Origin of the sequence: Streptomyces sp. SLBN-31, from assembly GCF_006715395.1 — a bacterium.
In the GTDB taxonomy this organism is placed as follows: domain Bacteria; phylum Actinomycetota; class Actinomycetes; order Streptomycetales; family Streptomycetaceae; genus Streptomyces.
On record NZ_VFNC01000002.1, the window covers coordinates 2,180,493 to 2,196,254 of the forward strand.

Here is a 15,762-nt window from a genome sequence, read left to right on the forward strand (position 1 = left end):
GGCGCAGGATGGGTCAGAAGCGCCCCGAAGGCCGGCGCAGGACCCGCCATAAGGGCCCGCGCCCCGGTGGGGTTACATCAGCGGCGTCAGGAAGCGGCGCAGGGCCTCTTCGTAGGCCTTCGGGTCGGCGTTCCACATGGCCGAGTGCGGGGCGCCCCGGACGGTGTGCAGGGCGACCAGGTTGGGGTGGGCGTCGGCGAGGTGGCGGGAGTGCTCCCAGGGGGCCAGGGTGTCGTCGGGGCCGTGGAAGAGCAGGGTCGGGACGGTGAGCCGGACGGTCTCGGCGGTGCGGTCGCGGTCGAGTCCGGTGCGGCCCTGCGCGGCGCGCACCGCGAGCGGCAGCAGGGCGCCGGGGGTGCGGTGTGCCGCGGCGAGGGCGCGCAGGGTCGTCGGCCAGTCGAGCACCGGGGAGTCCAGGATCAGCCCGGAGATCCGCCCGCGCAGACCGGAGTGCGCGGCGGCGAGCAGGGCCATCGCGGCGCCGGTGGACCAGCCGTGCAGGACGACGCGTCCGGCGCCGTGGCTCATGGCGTAGCGGATCGCCGCGTCCAGGTCGCGCCACTCGGTCTCGCCGAGGTGGTTCAGGCCGTCCGGGGAGCGGGGGGCGCCGAGGTCGCCGCGGTAGGCCGGGGCGAGGACCGGGAAGCGCTGGCGGTGCAGGAACTCCATGACGTTCATGGACAGTTCGCGGGTGGTGCCGAGGCCGTGCACCGCGATGATCCAGGTGTCGCGCACGCCGGGGACGAACCAGGCGGGCAGGGAGCCGAGTTCGCCGGGGATGTCGACGTCGGTGTGGTCAAGGCCGAGGGCGTCGCGGGGGTTGCCGACGTGGAGGTTGGGGGTGAACCACACCTTGTCGCGACGTTCGAGGGTGCCGTGCGTGACACGTTCCAGCCGGCGCACGACGGTGTCGGCGGAGTGTTCGGCGGAGTCGAGGACGGGGCCGACGACCGCGTGACTGGCGTCGCCCGCGAGACCGTAGGTGCCGGGGCGCAGGGCCGCCAGGTCGCGGGTGAGGGTGACGCGGCCGGCCGCGGTGGCGTGCACGGTGAGGCGGGGCTCCGTGGGCAGGGGCCTGCCGGGCGCCGCCTTGAGCGCGGCGCCGCTGGCGAAGCGGCCGGCGGCCACGGAGGCCGCGCCGGCGGCGAGGGCTACGGTGACGGCGGCGGCCGTCGCTCTGACAGTACGCACCTGTCCAGTGTCCTGGCGGTACCGGTGACCGGCCAGCGGAAGGCGGGGGCGGGGTGATGTCGTGCGGCGGCGATGTGGTGTGCTCACGCCGTCCCGGTTACCCCGTGACGCCCGGGTCAGCGCTGCCCGTACCCCTTGAGCTTCTCCCCCACCTCGTCCAGCTGTTCGCGGGTCAGCAGGGTCGGTGACAGGCCCGGCACCGAGGACGCCGTCAGCCACAGGCGGCACATCCACTCCAGTTGGGCCGTGCGGTCGTAGGCCTGGTCGAGGGTGGCGCCGTAAGCCATCGTGCCGTGGTTCTGCAGGAGGCAGGCCGAGCGGCCGGCGAGGGCGAGCAGCATGTTCTCGGCCAACTCGTCGGTGCCGTAGGTCGCATAGGGGGCGACTCGGACGGGTCCGCCGAGGGCGGCGGACATGTAATGGATCGTCGGGAGCTCGGGGACGAGGGTCGAGACGGCCGTCGCGTGCACGGCGTGGGTGTGGACGACGGCGCGGGCGTCGGTGGAGCGGTGGATCGCGAGGTGCATGGGCAGCTCGCTGGTCGGGACCAGGGTGCCGAGGACCTGGCGCCCGTCGAGGGCGACCCCCGTGATGTCGTCCGGGGTGAGGCGGTCGTACGGCACGCCGGAGGGGGTGACCAGGACGGTGTCGCCGACCCGTACCGAGACGTTGCCGGAGGTGCCGACGACCAGGCCCTCGGTGACGGTGCGGCGGGCCGTGGCGACGAGGGCCTCCCAGGCGCGCGTCTCCTCGGGGAGCGCGGTCCTCGCCCGTCCCCGCGGCACGTCCCGCGCGTCCTTTCGGAGATCCCGCCCGTCACCCTGGTCCCGCCGCTGATCAGCCATGCCGCGATCCTGCCAAAGAGGGTGCCGGCCCGTCTCCGGGTGGGGCACTTCAGGACGGAAACCGACGCTCCGACTCGACATCGCATACAACCTCCGGCGCCGGGCACGGGTGCCACGGGCCGAGCGAGACGGGCATGGTGGACTGGAGCCAGGTGGTCGTGCCGAGCCGGTTCACCCCGGACGGCTGTTTTCCGACACCCTGATGCCCACCTCAGTTCATCTTCCGTTCACCCAGGTTATTTACGGTCAACCGTCCGATGACTTCGAACGATTGCCTGGGTAAATGGAAAACTTCTCGCTGATCCTCGCGATTGTGGTGGTAACCGCACTCGCGTTCGATTTCACGAACGGTTTCCACGACACCGCCAACGCGATGGCCACGACCATCTCGACCGGTGCACTCAAGCCCAAGGTCGCGGTGGCCATGTCCGCCGTGCTGAACCTTGTGGGCGCTTTCCTCTCCGTGGAGGTCGCCAACACGATCTCCAAGGGTCTCGTCGACGAGACCGGCATCCGTCCCGAGGTCATCTTCGCCGCTCTGGTCGGCGCGATCCTCTGGAACCTGCTGACCTGGCTGGTGGGGCTGCCCTCCAGCTCCTCGCACGCCCTCATGGGTGGTCTGATCGGCGCCACCGTCGCCTCGGCCGGCTTCGGTGCCGTGCACGGCGACGTGCTCGCGACCAAGGTTCTCCTGCCGGCGCTCGCCGCACCGATCGTGGCCGGTCTGGCCGCGTTCCTCGCGACGCGCTTCTCCTACACCCTGGACAAGAAGGCCGACGGCAAGGCCTCCGCCAAGGGCTACCGCGCCGGGCAGGTCGCCTCCGCCGGCCTGGTCTCCCTGGCGCACGGCACGAACGACGCACAGAAGACCATGGGCATCATCACGCTCGCCCTGGTCGCCGGCGGAGTCGTCGCCCCCGACGCCGACCCGCCCACCTGGGTCATCCTCTCCGCCGGTCTCGCCATCGCGCTCGGCACCTACATCGGCGGCTGGCGCATCATCCGCACCATGGGCAAGGGCCTGACCGAGCTGCAGCCGCAGCAGGGCTTCGCCGCCCAGACCAGCGCAGCCACGGCGATCCTGGCCTCCTCGCACCTCGGCTTCTCGCTGTCCACCACGCACGTCGTCTCCGGCTCCGTGATGGGTGCGGGCCTGGGCCGCAAGGGCGGTGTGGTGCGCTGGTCGACCGCGACCCGGATGCTGGTCGCCTGGGTTCTCACCCTCCCGGCCGCCGCGCTCGTCGGCGCGGGCGCCGAGTCCGTGACGGACCTCGGAGACTGGGGCACCGCCGTCGTCGCCGTCTTCCTGGTCGCCGCGAGCGCCGCGATCTGGAAGCTCTCGCGCCGCGAGGTCGTCGACGCGTCCAACGTCAACGAGACCGAGGAACCGCCCGGCGTGGTGACCACGGCCATCGCCGCCGTGACCCCGCCGCCCGCGGGCACGGTCACCGAGGAGCTGACGGCCACCATCGCGGCGCCGGCCACGACCCCGACCACGGAGCCGGTGAACCCGCCGGCCGCCGTCTGAGTCCCGAGCATCAGGTAACGAAGGAATCAGCAGCATGAAGATCGACTGGGCAGCTCTGGGCTCCGTCTTCGGCGTCAGCCTCGCGGTCACCGTGGGTCTCGTCGCCCTGTTCACCCTCGGCGTGATGGGCCTGTCCCGCAAGGAGCGGGCCGTGGCCGAGGGCAACTCGGCCGCTCTCGCGGCGACCGGGGCCTACGTGGCCTTCGCGGGATGCGCGGCGGCCGTCGCGTACGGAATCTCGCTGATCATGAACAAGGCCTGAGCCTCGAACGCACCTGTGATGCCGGGACGGTGATCCGTCCCGGCATCACGCGTTCCGGTGACCCCGGCGACCCCCTGCGTGTGGGCCTCAGCACACTCCCGCGTCGCAGGTCAACGGCAAGTTGACTGCCGTTCGGGCGCGTGGTGGACTGCCGGAGCCATGTACGGCGGCAAGGGAGGAAGCCGGTGAGATTCCGGCGCGGTCCCGCCACTGTCACCGGGGTAGATAGCCCCGGGAGCCAGGAACTCCCACCGCCGGTCTCGTCGAACCAGGGCGCGGACACCCTGAGTGAGGACATATCGCCATGCGCGGCTGCCTGTTGAGGTTCACCACCCCGGTCCCGCCCGACCCCTTGGCGGGCTGAGCCGGTGCGGGCCGATCGCGTCTTCGCGTACGGCGCCGCCGCCGGACTCCTCGGTGACCAGCTCCTCGGCGATCCACGCCGCGGACATCCGGTCGCCGTGTTCGGGCGTGCCGCCGGCGCCGTGGAAAGAGTGCTGTGGCGTGACCACCGCGGGTGGGGCGCGCTGCACACCGCCGTGTGCGTGGGCGGTGCCGTGGCCCTCGGCGCCGCGGCACAGTCGCTCGTACGTCCCTCCCGTACCGCTTCCGTCGCGCTGACCGCCGCCGCCACCTGGGCCGTGGTCGGCGGCACGTCGCTCGCGCGCGAGGCACGGACCGTGGGACGGGCCCTGGAGGCGGGGGACGTCGAGGCCGCCCGGGCACGGCTGCCGCATCTGTGCGGGCGGGATCCGCAGGCGCTGGACGCCGACGGGATCGCGCGGGCCGTGGTGGAGTCGGTCGCCGAGAACACCTCCGACGCGGTGGTCGGGGCGCTGGTGTGGGGGGCCGTCGGCGGTGTGCCGGGGCTGCTGGGCTTCCGGGCCGTGAACACACTGGACGCCATGGTCGGGCACCGGTCGGCCCGTTACCGGCGCTACGGGTGGGCCTCGGCGCGGCTGGACGACGTGGCCGGATGGCCGGGGGCCAGGCTGACGGCCGGGCTCGCGACGGTCGCCGGGGGTGACCCGGCGGGGGCGGTACGGGCCTGGCGCGCCGACGCCGGCCGGCACCCGAGCCCCAACGCCGGTCCGGTGGAGGCCTCGTTCGCGGGAGCGCTCGGGGTGCGCCTGGGCGGGACCTTGTCGTACGGAGGGCGGGTCGAGCACCGGCCCGTGCTGAACAGGGAGGGGCGGCCCGTGGAGGTCGGGGACATCGAGCGGGCCGTGCGGCTGTCGCGGCGCGTCGGACTGCTCGCGCTCGGCGTGAGCGTTGCCGCGCGCGCCCTGCTGAGGGGACGTGCGTCATGAGCGGCGGTGGGCTGCTCGTCGCCGGTACCACCTCCGACGCGGGCAAGAGCGTCGTCACCGCCGGGATCTGCCGCTGGCTGGTGCGACAGGGCGTCAAGGTCGCGCCGTTCAAGGCGCAGAACATGTCCCTGAACTCGTTCGTGACGCGTGAGGGCGCCGAGATCGGGCGGGCGCAGGCCATGCAGGCCCAGGCGTGCCGGATCGAGCCGACCGCGCTGATGAACCCGGTGCTGCTGAAGCCGGGGGGCGAGCAGAGCAGTCAGGTCGTGCTGATGGGCCGGCCCGTGGGCGAGTTGAGCGCGCGGGGGTATCACGGCGGGCGGCAGCAGAAGCTCCTCGGGACCGTTCTCGACTGTCTCGCCGAACTGCGGGGCACGTATGACGCGGTGATCTGCGAAGGGGCGGGCAGTCCGGCCGAGATCAACCTCAGGCGCACGGACATCGTGAACATGGGCATCGCCCGGAACGCCGGGCTGCCCGTGCTGGTCGTCGGGGACATCGACCGCGGGGGCGTCTTCGCCTCCTTCTTCGGGACGGTCGCGCTCCTCTCCCCCGAGGACCAGGCGCTCGTCGCGGGGTTCCTGGTCAACAAGTTCCGGGGCGACGTCAGCCTCCTGGAGCCCGGCCTCGACATGCTGCACGGGCTCACCGGGCGGCGCACGTACGGCGTCCTGCCCTTCCGGCACGGGCTCGGCATCGACGAGGAGGACGGGCTCCGGGTCTCCCTGCGCGGGACCGTGCGGGAGTCCAACACCGCCCCGCCGGTGGGCGAGGACGTGCTGCGGGTCGCGGTCTGCGCGATCCCGCTGATGTCCAACTTCACGGACGTCGACGCGCTGGCCGCCGAACCGGGGGTCGTCGTGCGGTTCGTGGACCGGCCCGAGGAGCTGGCGGACGCGGACCTGGTGGTGATCCCGGGGACCCGAGGGACCGTCCGGGCCCTGGAGTGGCTGCACGAGCGGGGACTGGCCGACGCGCTGCGCCGCAGGGCCGCCGAACAGCGCCCGATCCTCGGTGTCTGCGGCGGCTTCCAGGTCCTCGGCGAGCACATCGAGGACGAGGTGGAGAGCCGGCGGGGGCATGTGCCGGGCCTCGGAGTCCTGCCCGTGCGGGTGCGGTTCGCCCGCGAGAAGACCCTCACCCGGCCGGTGGGCGAAGCCCTCGGCGAGCGGGTCGAGGGGTACGAGATCCATCACGGGGTCGCCTCCCTGAGCGGAGGGGAACCCTTCCTCGACGGCTGCCGGGTCGGCCAGACCTGGGGCACGCACTGGCACGGCTCGCTGGAGTCGGACGGTTTCCGGCGCGCCTTCCTGCGCGAGGTGGCGGCCGCCGCGGACCGCCGTTTCGTGCCGGCCGGCGACACATCGTTCGCCGCGCTGCGCGAGGAGCAGCTCGACCGGCTCGGCGACCTGATCGAACAGCACGCGGACACGGACGCGCTGTGGCGGCTCATCGAGTCCGGCGCGCCGCAAGGACTGCCATTCATTCCACCGGGAGCGCCCGCATGAGCACTGTGTTGTTGTTGTCCACCGCCGACACGGACCTGTTGGCGGCGCGGGCCGCGACCGGCGCCGACTACCGGATCGGCAACCCGATGCGGGTGAACGTCGCCGAGGAGCTGCCGGGGCTCGTCGAGGGCGCCGACATCGCCGTCGTACGGCTGCTCGGCGGCAAGCGGGCGTGGGAGGACGGGCTCGCCGCGCTGAAGGCGTCCGGTGTCCCGACCGTGCTGCTCGGCGGCGAGACCGTGCCGGACGCGGAGCTGATGGCCGAGTCGTCCGTGCCCGCGGGTGTGGTCGCCGAGGCGCTGAAGTACCTCGTCGAGGGCGGACCGGCCAACCTGACCGAGCTGGCCCGGTTCCTGTCGGACACCGTGCTGCTGACGGGCGAGGGCTTCGTCGAGCCGCACAAGATGCCGGAGTACGGCGTCCACGGCTCGTACGAGAGCGTCGACGGCCGCCCGACCGTGGGCGTGCTCTTCTACCGGGCCCATGAACTGAGCGGCAACACCGCGTTCGTGGACACCCTGTGCCAGGCGATCGAGGCGCGCGGCGCCAACGCCCTTCCCGTGTACTGCGGTTCGCTGCGCGGCGCGGACCCCGGGCTGTACGAGATCCTCGGCGGTGCCGACGCGCTCGTGGCCACCGTCCTCGCCGCCGGCGGCACACACGCCTCGCAGGCCTCGGCGGGCGGCGACGAGGAGGCCTGGGACATCGGGGCGCTCGCCGACCTCGACGTGCCCGTGCTCCAGGGGCTCTGCCTCACCTCGTCCAGGGCGGCCTGGGACGAGTCCGACGCGGCCCTGTCCCCCATGGACGCGGCGATGCAGGTCGCGATCCCGGAGTTCGACGGGCGGCTGATCACCGTGCCGTTCTCCTTCAAGGAGCAGGGTCCCGACGACGTTCCCGTGTACGTCGCCGACCCCGAGCGGGCCGCGCGGGTGGCCGGGATCGCCGTACGGCACGCGGCTCTGAAGCACAAGGCGAACGCCGACAAGAAGCTGGCGCTGGTCTTCACGGCGTACCCGACGAAGCACTCCCGGGTCGGCAACGCGGTGGGGCTGGACACGCCCGCGTCCGCGGTGCGGGTGCTGGACGCGCTGCGGGCGGCCGGGTACTCGCTCACCGAATACCCGGACAACGGCGACGAGTTGATTCACCGGCTGATCGAGGCCGGCGGTCACGACGTGGAGTGGCTGACCGAGGAGCAGCTGGCCGCCGCGCCCGCGCGGGTGCCGCTCGCCGACTACCGGGCGTGGTTCGACAAGCTCGATCCCGCCCTGCGCGAAGGGATGCTGGAGGCGTGGGGCGAGCCGCCGGGCTCGCTGTACGTCGACGGGGACGACATCGTGCTGGCGTGCCTGCGGTTCGGGAACGTCGTCGTGATGATCCAGCCGCCGCGCGGCTTCGGCGAGAACCCGATCGCGATCTACCACGACCCCGACATGCCGCCGTCGCACCACTACATGGCCGCGTACCGCTGGCTGGAGAACTCGTTCGGCGCCGACGCCATCGTCCACATGGGCAAGCACGGCACAATGGAGTGGCTGCCCGGCAAGGGACTCGGACTGAGCGGCGGCTGCGCGCCGGACGCCGTGCTGGGCGAACTGCCGCTGGTGTACCCGTTCATCGTCAACGACCCTGGTGAGGGCACCCAGGCCAAGCGGCGCGGGCACGCCACGGTCGTCGACCACCTCGTGCCGCCGATGGCCCGCGCCGACACCTACGGCGACCTGGCGAAGCTGGAGCAGCTGCTCGACGAGTACGCGCTCGTCTCCGACCTGGACCCGACCAAGGCGCCCGCCGTCCGGGCCCAGATCTGGACGCTGGTGAAGGCGGCCGAGCTCCACCACGACCTGCACGTGGACGAGCAACCGGACGACGAGGCGTTCGACGAGTTCGTCATGCACATCGACGGCTATCTGTGCGAGATCAAGGACGTGCAGATCAGGGACGGTCTGCACATCCTCGGCGGCGGTCCGGTCGGTGAACCGCGGGTCAATCTCGTGCTCGCCGTGCTGCGCGCCTCGCAGGTGTGGGGCGGGCAGGCGAACGCGCTGCCGGGGCTCCGGGCCTGTCTCGCGGCCCACTTCGGGCTCGTCGAGAAGGAGTTGCTCGCCGAGCCGGGTGCGCCCGTGAAGGTGCCGGTCGAGCTGACGGATCTCGTCGAGGGGCCCTCCCGTACAGCCGCCGACGCGATCGACCTGCTGGAGCAGCTGTGCAGGCGGGTCACGGAGGGCATGGAGGAGCGCGGCTGGGCGGCCGCCGAGAGCGGCCCGCTGGTGCGCGAGGTGCTGCGTACCGAACTCCCGGACGCGGTCGCCGTGTTGGAGTTCGCGTGCACGGAGGTCGTGCCGCGGCTCGCCCGCACCACCGACGAGATCGGCCACATCCTCAAGGCGCTGGACGGCGGTTACGTCCCCGCCGGCCCCTCCGGCTCCCCCACCCGCGGTCTGGTCAACGTCCTGCCGACCGGCCGCAACTTCTACTCCGTCGACCCCAAGGCGATTCCGTCCAGGCTGAGTTGGGAGGTCGGGCAGTCGCTCGCCGACTCGCTCGTCCAGCGCTATCTGCAGGACACCGGCGAGTACCCGAAGTCCGTCGGACTGACGGTGTGGGGCACGTCCGCGATGCGCACCCAGGGCGACGACATCGCCGAGATCCTGGCGCTGCTGGGCTGCCGGCCGGTGTGGGACGACGCCTCGCGCCGGGTGACCGGCTTCGAGGTGGTGCCCCTCGCCGAACTCGGCAGGCCGCGCGTGGACGTCACGGTCCGCATCTCCGGGTTCTTCCGGGACGCCTTCCCCCATGTGGTCGGTCTGATCGACGACGCCGTGCGCACGGTCGCGGAGCTGGACGAGCCCGCCGAGCGCAACTTCGTGAAGGCGCACGCCGACGAGGACACCGCCGGGCACGGCGACCGGCGCCGGGCCACCGCCCGCATCTTCGGTTCCAAGCCGGGCGCGTACGGCGCCGGCCTGCTGCCGTTGATCGACGCCCGCAACTGGCGCTCGGACGCCGACCTCGCCGAGGTGTACGCGGTGTGGGGCGGTTACGCCTACGGGCGCGGGCTCGACGGGCGGGCCGCGCGCGGCGACATGGAGACGGCGTTCCGGCGGATCAACGTCGCCGCGAAGAACGTCGACACCCGCGAGCACGACCTCGTCGACGCCGACGACTACTTCCAGTACCACGGCGGCATGGTGGCCATGGTGCGCCATCTGACGGGCGAGAGCCCCGAGGCGTACGTCGGCGACTCGGCCACCCCGGACCAGGTGAAGACCCGCACGCTCGGCGAGGAGACCCACCGGGTCTTCCGCGCCCGTGTGGTCAACCCGCGCTGGATGGCGGCCATGCGCCGGCACGGTTACAAGGGCGCCTTCGAGATGGCGGCGACCGTGGACTACCTCTTCGGGTACGACGCCACGGCCGGCGTCGTCGACGACTGGATGTACGAGAAGCTCAGCGCCGAGTACGTCTTCGCCCCGGAGAACCGGGAGTTCATGAAGCAGTCCAACCCATGGGCGCTGCGCGGCATCACCGAACGGCTGCTGGAGGCGGCCGAGCGCGGGCTGTGGGCCGAGCCGGACGCCGAGACGCTGGAGCGGCTGCGCGCGACCTATCTGGAGCTGGAAGGCGACTTGGAGGGCGACCAGTGACCACCCCCTTCCCCTTTACGGCCGTCGTCGGTCAGGACGACCTGCGTCTGGCGCTGCTGCTGAACGCCGTCTCCCCGGCGGTCGGCGGCGTGCTGGTGCGCGGCGAGAAGGGCACCGCCAAGTCCACGGCCGTGCGGGCCCTTTCGGCGCTGCTGCCCGAGGTGGCCGTCGTGCCGGGCTGCCGTTTCTCCTGTGACCCGTCGGCGCCGGATCCGTCCTGCCCGGACGGACCGCACGAGCCGGGTCCGGGGACCCGGCGCCCGGCCCGCATGGTGGAGTTGCCCGTCGGTGCCTCCGAGGACCGGCTAGTCGGTGCCCTCGACATCGAACGGGCGCTGGCGGAGGGCGTGAAGGCCTTCGAGCCCGGCCTCCTCGCCGACGCCCACCGCGGGATCCTCTACGTCGACGAGGTCAACCTGCTCCACGACCACCTCGTCGACCTGCTGCTGGACGCTGCCGCGATGGGCGCGTCGTACGTGGAGCGCGAGGGCGTCTCCGTCCGGCACGCCGCCCGCTTCCTCCTCGTGGGCACCATGAACCCCGAAGAGGGCGAACTGCGACCGCAGTTGCTCGACCGCTTCGGGCTGACCGTCGAGGTCGCGGCCTCGCGGGAGCCGGACCAGCGGGTGGAGGTCGTGCGGCGCAGGCTCGCCTACGACGACGACCCGGCCCGTTTCGCGGCGCGCTGGGCGGACGAGGAGGCCTCCGTACGCGGGCGGATCGTCGCGGCACGGGAGTTGCTGCCGTCGGTGCGGCTGGGCGACGGGGCGCTGCGGCAGATCGCGGCGACCTGTGCCGCCTTCGAGGTGGACGGCATGCGGGCCGACATCGTGATGGCGCGCACCGCGACCGCGCTGGCCGCGTGGGCCGGGCGGACGGACGTGCTCGCCGAGGACGTCCGGCAGGCGGCGCTGCTCGCACTGCCGCACCGCAGGCGCCGCAACCCCTTCGACGCGCCCGGCCTGGACGAGGACAAGCTCGACCAGACGCTGGAGGAGTTCGGCGAGGAGGACGACGATCCCGGCCCCGACGGCGGCGGACCGGGCGGAGGCGGCGGGCAGCCGTCGCCGGACGCCGGGCCGCAGGGCGGGGACACGGGCGCACGCCCCGAGGCCGGGGAGGACGAGGGCGCGCCGCAGGCCTCCGGCGGCGGCGAGCAGTCCGCCGTACGGGCCGCGGAGCCCTTCCGCGCCAAGGTGCTGAGCGTGCCCGGGATCGGTGAGGGTGCCGCGGGGCGGCGGTCCCGGGCGCGGACCGAGCACGGGCGCACGACCGGGGCCCGGCGGCCCCGGGGGACGCTCACCAAGCTGCACCTGGCGGCGACCGTGCAGGCGGCCGCCCCGCACCAGCGGGCGCGGGGGCGGTCCGGACCGGGGCTCGTGGTCCGGCGGGACGACCTGCGGCAGGCGACGCGGGAGGGGCGCGAGGGCAACCTGGTGCTGTTCGTGGTCGACGCCTCCGGGTCGATGGCGGCCCGGCAGCGGATGAGCGCCGTCAAGGGCGCCGTGCTGTCGCTGCTGCTGGACGCCTACCAGCGGCGGGACAAGGTGGGGCTGGTGACGTTCCGCGGGTCGGCCGCGGACCTGGCGCTGCCGCCGACCTCGTCGGTGGACGCGGCGGCGGCCCGGCTGGAGTCGCTGCCGACGGGCGGGCGGACCCCGCTCGCCGCGGGCCTGCTCAAGGCCCACGACGTGCTGCGGGTGGAGCGGCTGCGGGATCCCGCGCGGCGGCCGCTGGTGGTCGTGGTGACGGACGGACGCGCCACGGGCGGCCCCGAGCCGGTCGCCCTCGCGGGGCGCGCCGCGCGGCTCTTCGCCGCGGACGGGGTGGCCTGCGTGGTCGTCGACTGCGAGTCCGGGCCGGTGCGGCTGGGGCTGGCCGGTCAGCTCGCCGGTGACCTGGGCGGTACGGCGGTGACGCTCGACGAACTGCGGGCGGACAGCATCGCCGGGCTGGTGAAGGACGTACAGAGGAGGGCCGCGTAATGCCGCAGGGGCAGCCGAGTGTGGTGCCGGACGACGGGCTGACGACACGTCAGCGCCGTAACCGGCCGCTGGTCGTCGTGCACACGGGGATCGGCAAGGGAAAGTCGACCGCCGCTTTCGGGCTCGCGCTGCGCGCCTGGAACCAGGGATGGCCGATCGGGGTGTTCCAGTTCGTGAAGTCGGCCAAGTGGAAGGTCGGCGAGGAGAACGCGCTGCGGGTGCTCGGCGCCAGCGGTGAGGGCGGGACCGTCGACTGGCACAAGATGGGCGAGGGCTGGTCCTGGGTCCAGCGCGACGCCCAGATGGACAACGAGGAGAAGGCCCGCGAGGGCTGGGAGCAGGTCAAGCGGGACCTGGCCGCCGAGACGTACCGGCTGTACGTGCTGGACGAGTTCGCGTACCCCATGCACTGGGGGTGGGTCGACACCGACGAGGTGATCGAGGTGCTGCGGGAGCGGCCCGGGACCCAGCACGTCGTGATCACCGGGCGCAACGCTCCCGAGAAGCTCGTCGACTTCGCCGACCTGGTGACCGACATGTCGAAGGTCAAGCACCCGATGGACGCGGGCCAGAAGGGCCAGAGGGGCATCGAGTGGTGACAGGTTCCGTTCCACGGCTGGTCGTCGCCGCGCCCTCCTCGGGCAGCGGCAAGACCACCGTCGCCACGGGGTTGATGGCCGCGTTCGCCGCGCGGGGGCTCGCCGTATCCCCGCACAAGGTCGGGCCGGACTACATCGATCCCGGGTACCACTCGCTCGCGACCGGGCGGGTGGGACGGAACCTCGACGCGTACCTGTGCGGGCCGGAGCTGGTCGGCCCGCTGTTCGCGCACGGTGCCCGCGGGTGCGACCTCGCGGTCGTCGAGGGTGTCATGGGGATGTACGACGGGGCCGCGGGCGAGGGCGAGTTGGCGTCCACGGCCCATGTCGCCAAGCTGCTGCGGGCGCCGGTGGTGCTCGTGGTCGACGCGTCGTCGCAGTCGCGGTCGGTGGCGGCGCTGGTCCACGGGTTCGCGTCCTGGGACCCGCAGGTGCGGGTCGGGGGCGTGATCCTCAACAAGGTGGCGTCCGACCGGCACGAGACGCTGCTGCGCGAGGCGCTGGACTCGGCCGGGGTGCCGGTGCTGGGGGTGTTGCGGCGGGCCGCTCCGGTGGAGACGCCGTCACGGCACCTGGGGCTGGTGCCGGTCGCCGAGCGGGGCGCTGCCGCGGTGGCGGCCGTGGAGGCGATGGGGGCGCAGGTGGCTGCCGGGTGCGATCTGGACGCGCTGCTCGGCCTGGCCAGGAGTGCGGGTGAGTTGTCGGCTGCCGCGTGGGATGCGGCTGACGTTCTGGGGGCTGCGCCCCCAGGCCCCCGTCGGCCCGAAGGGCCTCGTCCTCAAACGCCGGACGGGCTGAGGGTTGCCGTGGCCGGCGGTAGTGCGTTCACGTTTTCCTACGCCGAGCACAGCGAGCTGCTCACCGCCGCCGGGGCCGAGGTCGTCACGTTCGATCCGCTGCGGGATGAGCAACTGCCCGATAGGACAGCGGGGTTGGTGATCGGTGGCGGGTTCCCCGAGGTGTACGCCGCCGAGTTGTCCGCCAACGAACCGTTGCGGAAGGCCGTCGCCGACCTCGCCGGGAGCGGGGCGCCCGTCGCCGCCGAGTGTGCCGGGTTGCTGTACCTGGGCCGGGAGCTGGACGGGCTGCCCATGTGCGGGGTGCTGGACGTGACCGCGCGGATGAGCGAGCGGCTGACCCTCGGGTACCGCGACGCCGTGGCCGTGAGCGACAGCGTGCTGGCCGTCGCCGGGACGCGGATGCGGGGGCACGAGTTCCACCGGACCGTCGTGGAGCCCGGGGCGGGGTCGGCCCCTGCGTGGGGGGTGCGCGCCCCGGAGCGGCGCGTCGAAGGTTTCGTACAACAAGGTGTGCACGCGAGTTATCTGCACACCCACTGGGCGTCGCGGCCCGGTGTCGCCCGTCGGTTCGTGGAGAGGTGCCGGACGTCATGAGCAGCAAGCTGACCGGAGTGGGAGTGGGGCCCGGCGACCCCGAGCTGGTGACCGTCAAGGGCGTCAACGCGCTGCGGGCCGCCGGTGTGGTCGTCGTACCCGTCATGGACACCCTGGAGCGCGGGCGCGCCGAGGCGACCGTGCTGCACTACGTGCCCGAGGAGAAGGTCGTACGGGTGGTGTTCGCGCTCAACGAGCGCAGTGACCGGGGACGGCGGGAGGCCGCCTGGGACGCGGCCGGCGGGCGGGTCGCCCAGCTCCTGCGGGAGCACGGGAGCGTCGCCTTCGCCACCATCGGCGACCCCAACGTGTACTCCACCTTCACCTACCTCGCGCAGACCGTCGCCGGGCTGGTTCCGGGAACGGTGGTGGAGACCGTGCCCGGCATCACCGCCATGCAGGATTTGGCGGCGCGGTCGGGGGCCGTGCTGACCGAGGGCACCGAGCCGCTCACCCTCGTCCCCGTCACCGCCGGGGCGGCCGTGCTCAAGGACGCCCTGAACGGTCCCGGCACCGTCGTCGCCTACAAGTTCGGCCGGCACGCGGCCGAGGTCGCCGAGGCGCTGCGGGAGACCGGACGGCTGGAGGGCGCGGTGTGGGGGGCGGCGCTCGGGCTGGAGAGCGAGTCCATCCGGGCGGCCGCCGACCTCGACGGGGCCCCGCTGCCGTACCTGTCGACGCTCATCGCGCCCGCCCGGCGCGAGGGCGGCCGGGGCGGCAAGCTGTGAGACTGCGCGAGCGGCCCGGCTCAGCCGGCGAGGCCGACCACGAGCCAGATGAACAGCGCGCCCGCGACCGTGCACAGCAGGGTCGAGCGGGCGGGGTGTTCGTGGTGCGCCTCGGGCAGGATCTCGGCTGCGGCGAGGTAGAGCAGCACGCCGCCGAACAGGCCCAGATAGCCGCCGAGCAGGCCCTCCGGGATGGCCACGTAGGCCGTGGAGGCCGCGCCGACCACCGGGGCCGCCGCGTCCGCGAACAACATGGTCAGCGCCTTGCGGCGGTCGTTCCCGTACAGGCTCGTGATCGTGTACGTGTTGAAGCCGTCCGCGAAGTCGTGGGCGATCACGGCGAGCGCGACCGCCGCGCCCATGCCGCCGCCGACCTGGAAGGCCGCGCCGATCGCGACACCGTCCATCGCGCTGTGGCCGACCATGGCGGCCGCCGCCGTCAGGCCCACCTCGGGCGCCCGGTGGTCGTGCGCCTCGTCGCCGCCGTGGGACGCCTGGCGGCCGGCGAGGGTGCGCTCCACCAGATGGGCAAGCAGGAAGCCGGCCACGAACAGCAGCAGGGCCGCCGGTACGCCGAAGACCTCGTCACCCGCCGCCTGCAGCGCCTCCGGCAGCAGGTCCAGGCCGACCACGCCCAGCATCAGTCCGCCGGCCAGCCCCAGGACGAGATGGCGACGGTCGGTGACCCGCTGTGCCGTCCAGCCGCCGGCCAGCGTCATGAGGAACGCGCAGAGCGCGACGAAGACCGCCATGGGGCCTTGT

General features: G+C 73.1%; 12 protein-coding genes and 1 riboswitch. Of the genes, 9 read left to right on the top strand and 3 right to left on the bottom strand.

The features are described from left to right. Window positions 1-72: 72 nt before the first annotated feature. Together FBY22_RS30035 and FBY22_RS30040 are read right to left on the bottom strand one after the other, a co-directional pair. Window positions 73-1,191 carry an alpha/beta hydrolase gene (locus FBY22_RS30035; protein WP_142151110.1) on the bottom strand — a complete coding sequence of 373 codons (1,119 nt, stop codon included), beginning with the start codon at window positions 1,189-1,191 and terminating at the stop codon, window positions 73-75. A 116-nt stretch (window positions 1,192-1,307) separates the two neighbouring features. Continuing rightward, window positions 1,308-2,036, bottom strand: a complete 729-nt coding sequence (locus tag FBY22_RS30040) for a class II aldolase/adducin family protein (protein WP_142151111.1) — start codon at window positions 2,034-2,036, stop codon at window positions 1,308-1,310. Between the two features lie 283 nt (window positions 2,037-2,319). Between FBY22_RS30040 and FBY22_RS30045 the strand changes: the two genes are divergently transcribed. The 9 genes from FBY22_RS30045 to cobI all read left to right on the top strand — a co-directional run bounded on the left by FBY22_RS30045 (window position 2,320) and on the right by cobI (window position 15,000). Then, window positions 2,320-3,564, top strand: coding sequence for an inorganic phosphate transporter (locus FBY22_RS30045; RefSeq protein WP_142151112.1), 1,245 nt, complete (start codon window positions 2,320-2,322; stop codon window positions 3,562-3,564). 34 nt (window positions 3,565-3,598) lie between these two features. Next, the gene (locus tag FBY22_RS30050; RefSeq protein ID WP_058926122.1) at window positions 3,599-3,826 is read left to right on the top strand and encodes a hypothetical protein; all 228 of its coding nucleotides are present in this window, start codon (window positions 3,599-3,601) and stop codon (window positions 3,824-3,826) included. A 126-nt stretch (window positions 3,827-3,952) separates the two neighbouring features. Then, a riboswitch (cobalamin riboswitch) is annotated at window positions 3,953-4,095 on the top strand. A gap of 99 nt (window positions 4,096-4,194) precedes the next feature. After that, window positions 4,195-5,136: a cobalamin biosynthesis protein gene (locus FBY22_RS30055; protein WP_142151113.1), complete on the top strand. Its 942-nt coding sequence runs from the start codon at window positions 4,195-4,197 to the stop codon at window positions 5,134-5,136. After that, window positions 5,133-6,644, top strand: coding sequence for a cobyric acid synthase (locus FBY22_RS30060; RefSeq protein WP_142151114.1), 1,512 nt, complete (start codon window positions 5,133-5,135; stop codon window positions 6,642-6,644). The genes FBY22_RS30055 and FBY22_RS30060 overlap by 4 nt, the downstream gene beginning before the upstream one ends. Beyond that, on the top strand, window positions 6,641-10,294 hold the full coding sequence (gene cobN, locus FBY22_RS30065; protein WP_142151115.1) for a cobaltochelatase subunit CobN: 3,654 nt from the start codon (window positions 6,641-6,643) through the stop codon (window positions 10,292-10,294). Before FBY22_RS30060 ends, cobN begins: the two co-directional genes overlap by 4 nt. Then, window positions 10,291-12,279 carry a putative cobaltochelatase gene (locus FBY22_RS30070; protein ID WP_142151116.1) on the top strand — a complete coding sequence of 663 codons (1,989 nt, stop codon included), beginning with the start codon at window positions 10,291-10,293 and terminating at the stop codon, window positions 12,277-12,279. Before cobN ends, FBY22_RS30070 begins: the two co-directional genes overlap by 4 nt. Beyond that, a complete protein-coding gene (cobO, locus tag FBY22_RS30075; protein WP_142151117.1) occupies window positions 12,279-12,878 on the top strand; it encodes a cob(I)yrinic acid a,c-diamide adenosyltransferase in 600 nt (199 codons plus the stop codon). The genes FBY22_RS30070 and cobO overlap by 1 nt, the downstream gene beginning before the upstream one ends. Further along, window positions 12,875-14,272 (top strand): cobyrinate a,c-diamide synthase, encoded by a 1,398-nt coding sequence (locus FBY22_RS30080; RefSeq protein ID WP_174267296.1) that lies wholly within the window; start codon window positions 12,875-12,877, stop codon window positions 14,270-14,272. Before cobO ends, FBY22_RS30080 begins: the two co-directional genes overlap by 4 nt. Then, window positions 14,269-15,000, top strand: coding sequence for a precorrin-2 C(20)-methyltransferase (cobI, locus tag FBY22_RS30085; protein WP_142151119.1), 732 nt, complete (start codon window positions 14,269-14,271; stop codon window positions 14,998-15,000). Before FBY22_RS30080 ends, cobI begins: the two co-directional genes overlap by 4 nt. Before the next feature lie 20 nt (window positions 15,001-15,020). Here the strand turns inward: cobI and FBY22_RS30090 are convergent, their stop codons facing one another. Further along, entirely contained in the window at window positions 15,021-15,752 is a 732-nt protein-coding gene (locus FBY22_RS30090) for a ZIP family metal transporter (protein ID WP_142151120.1), read from the bottom strand. Window positions 15,753-15,762 lie beyond the last annotated feature (10 nt).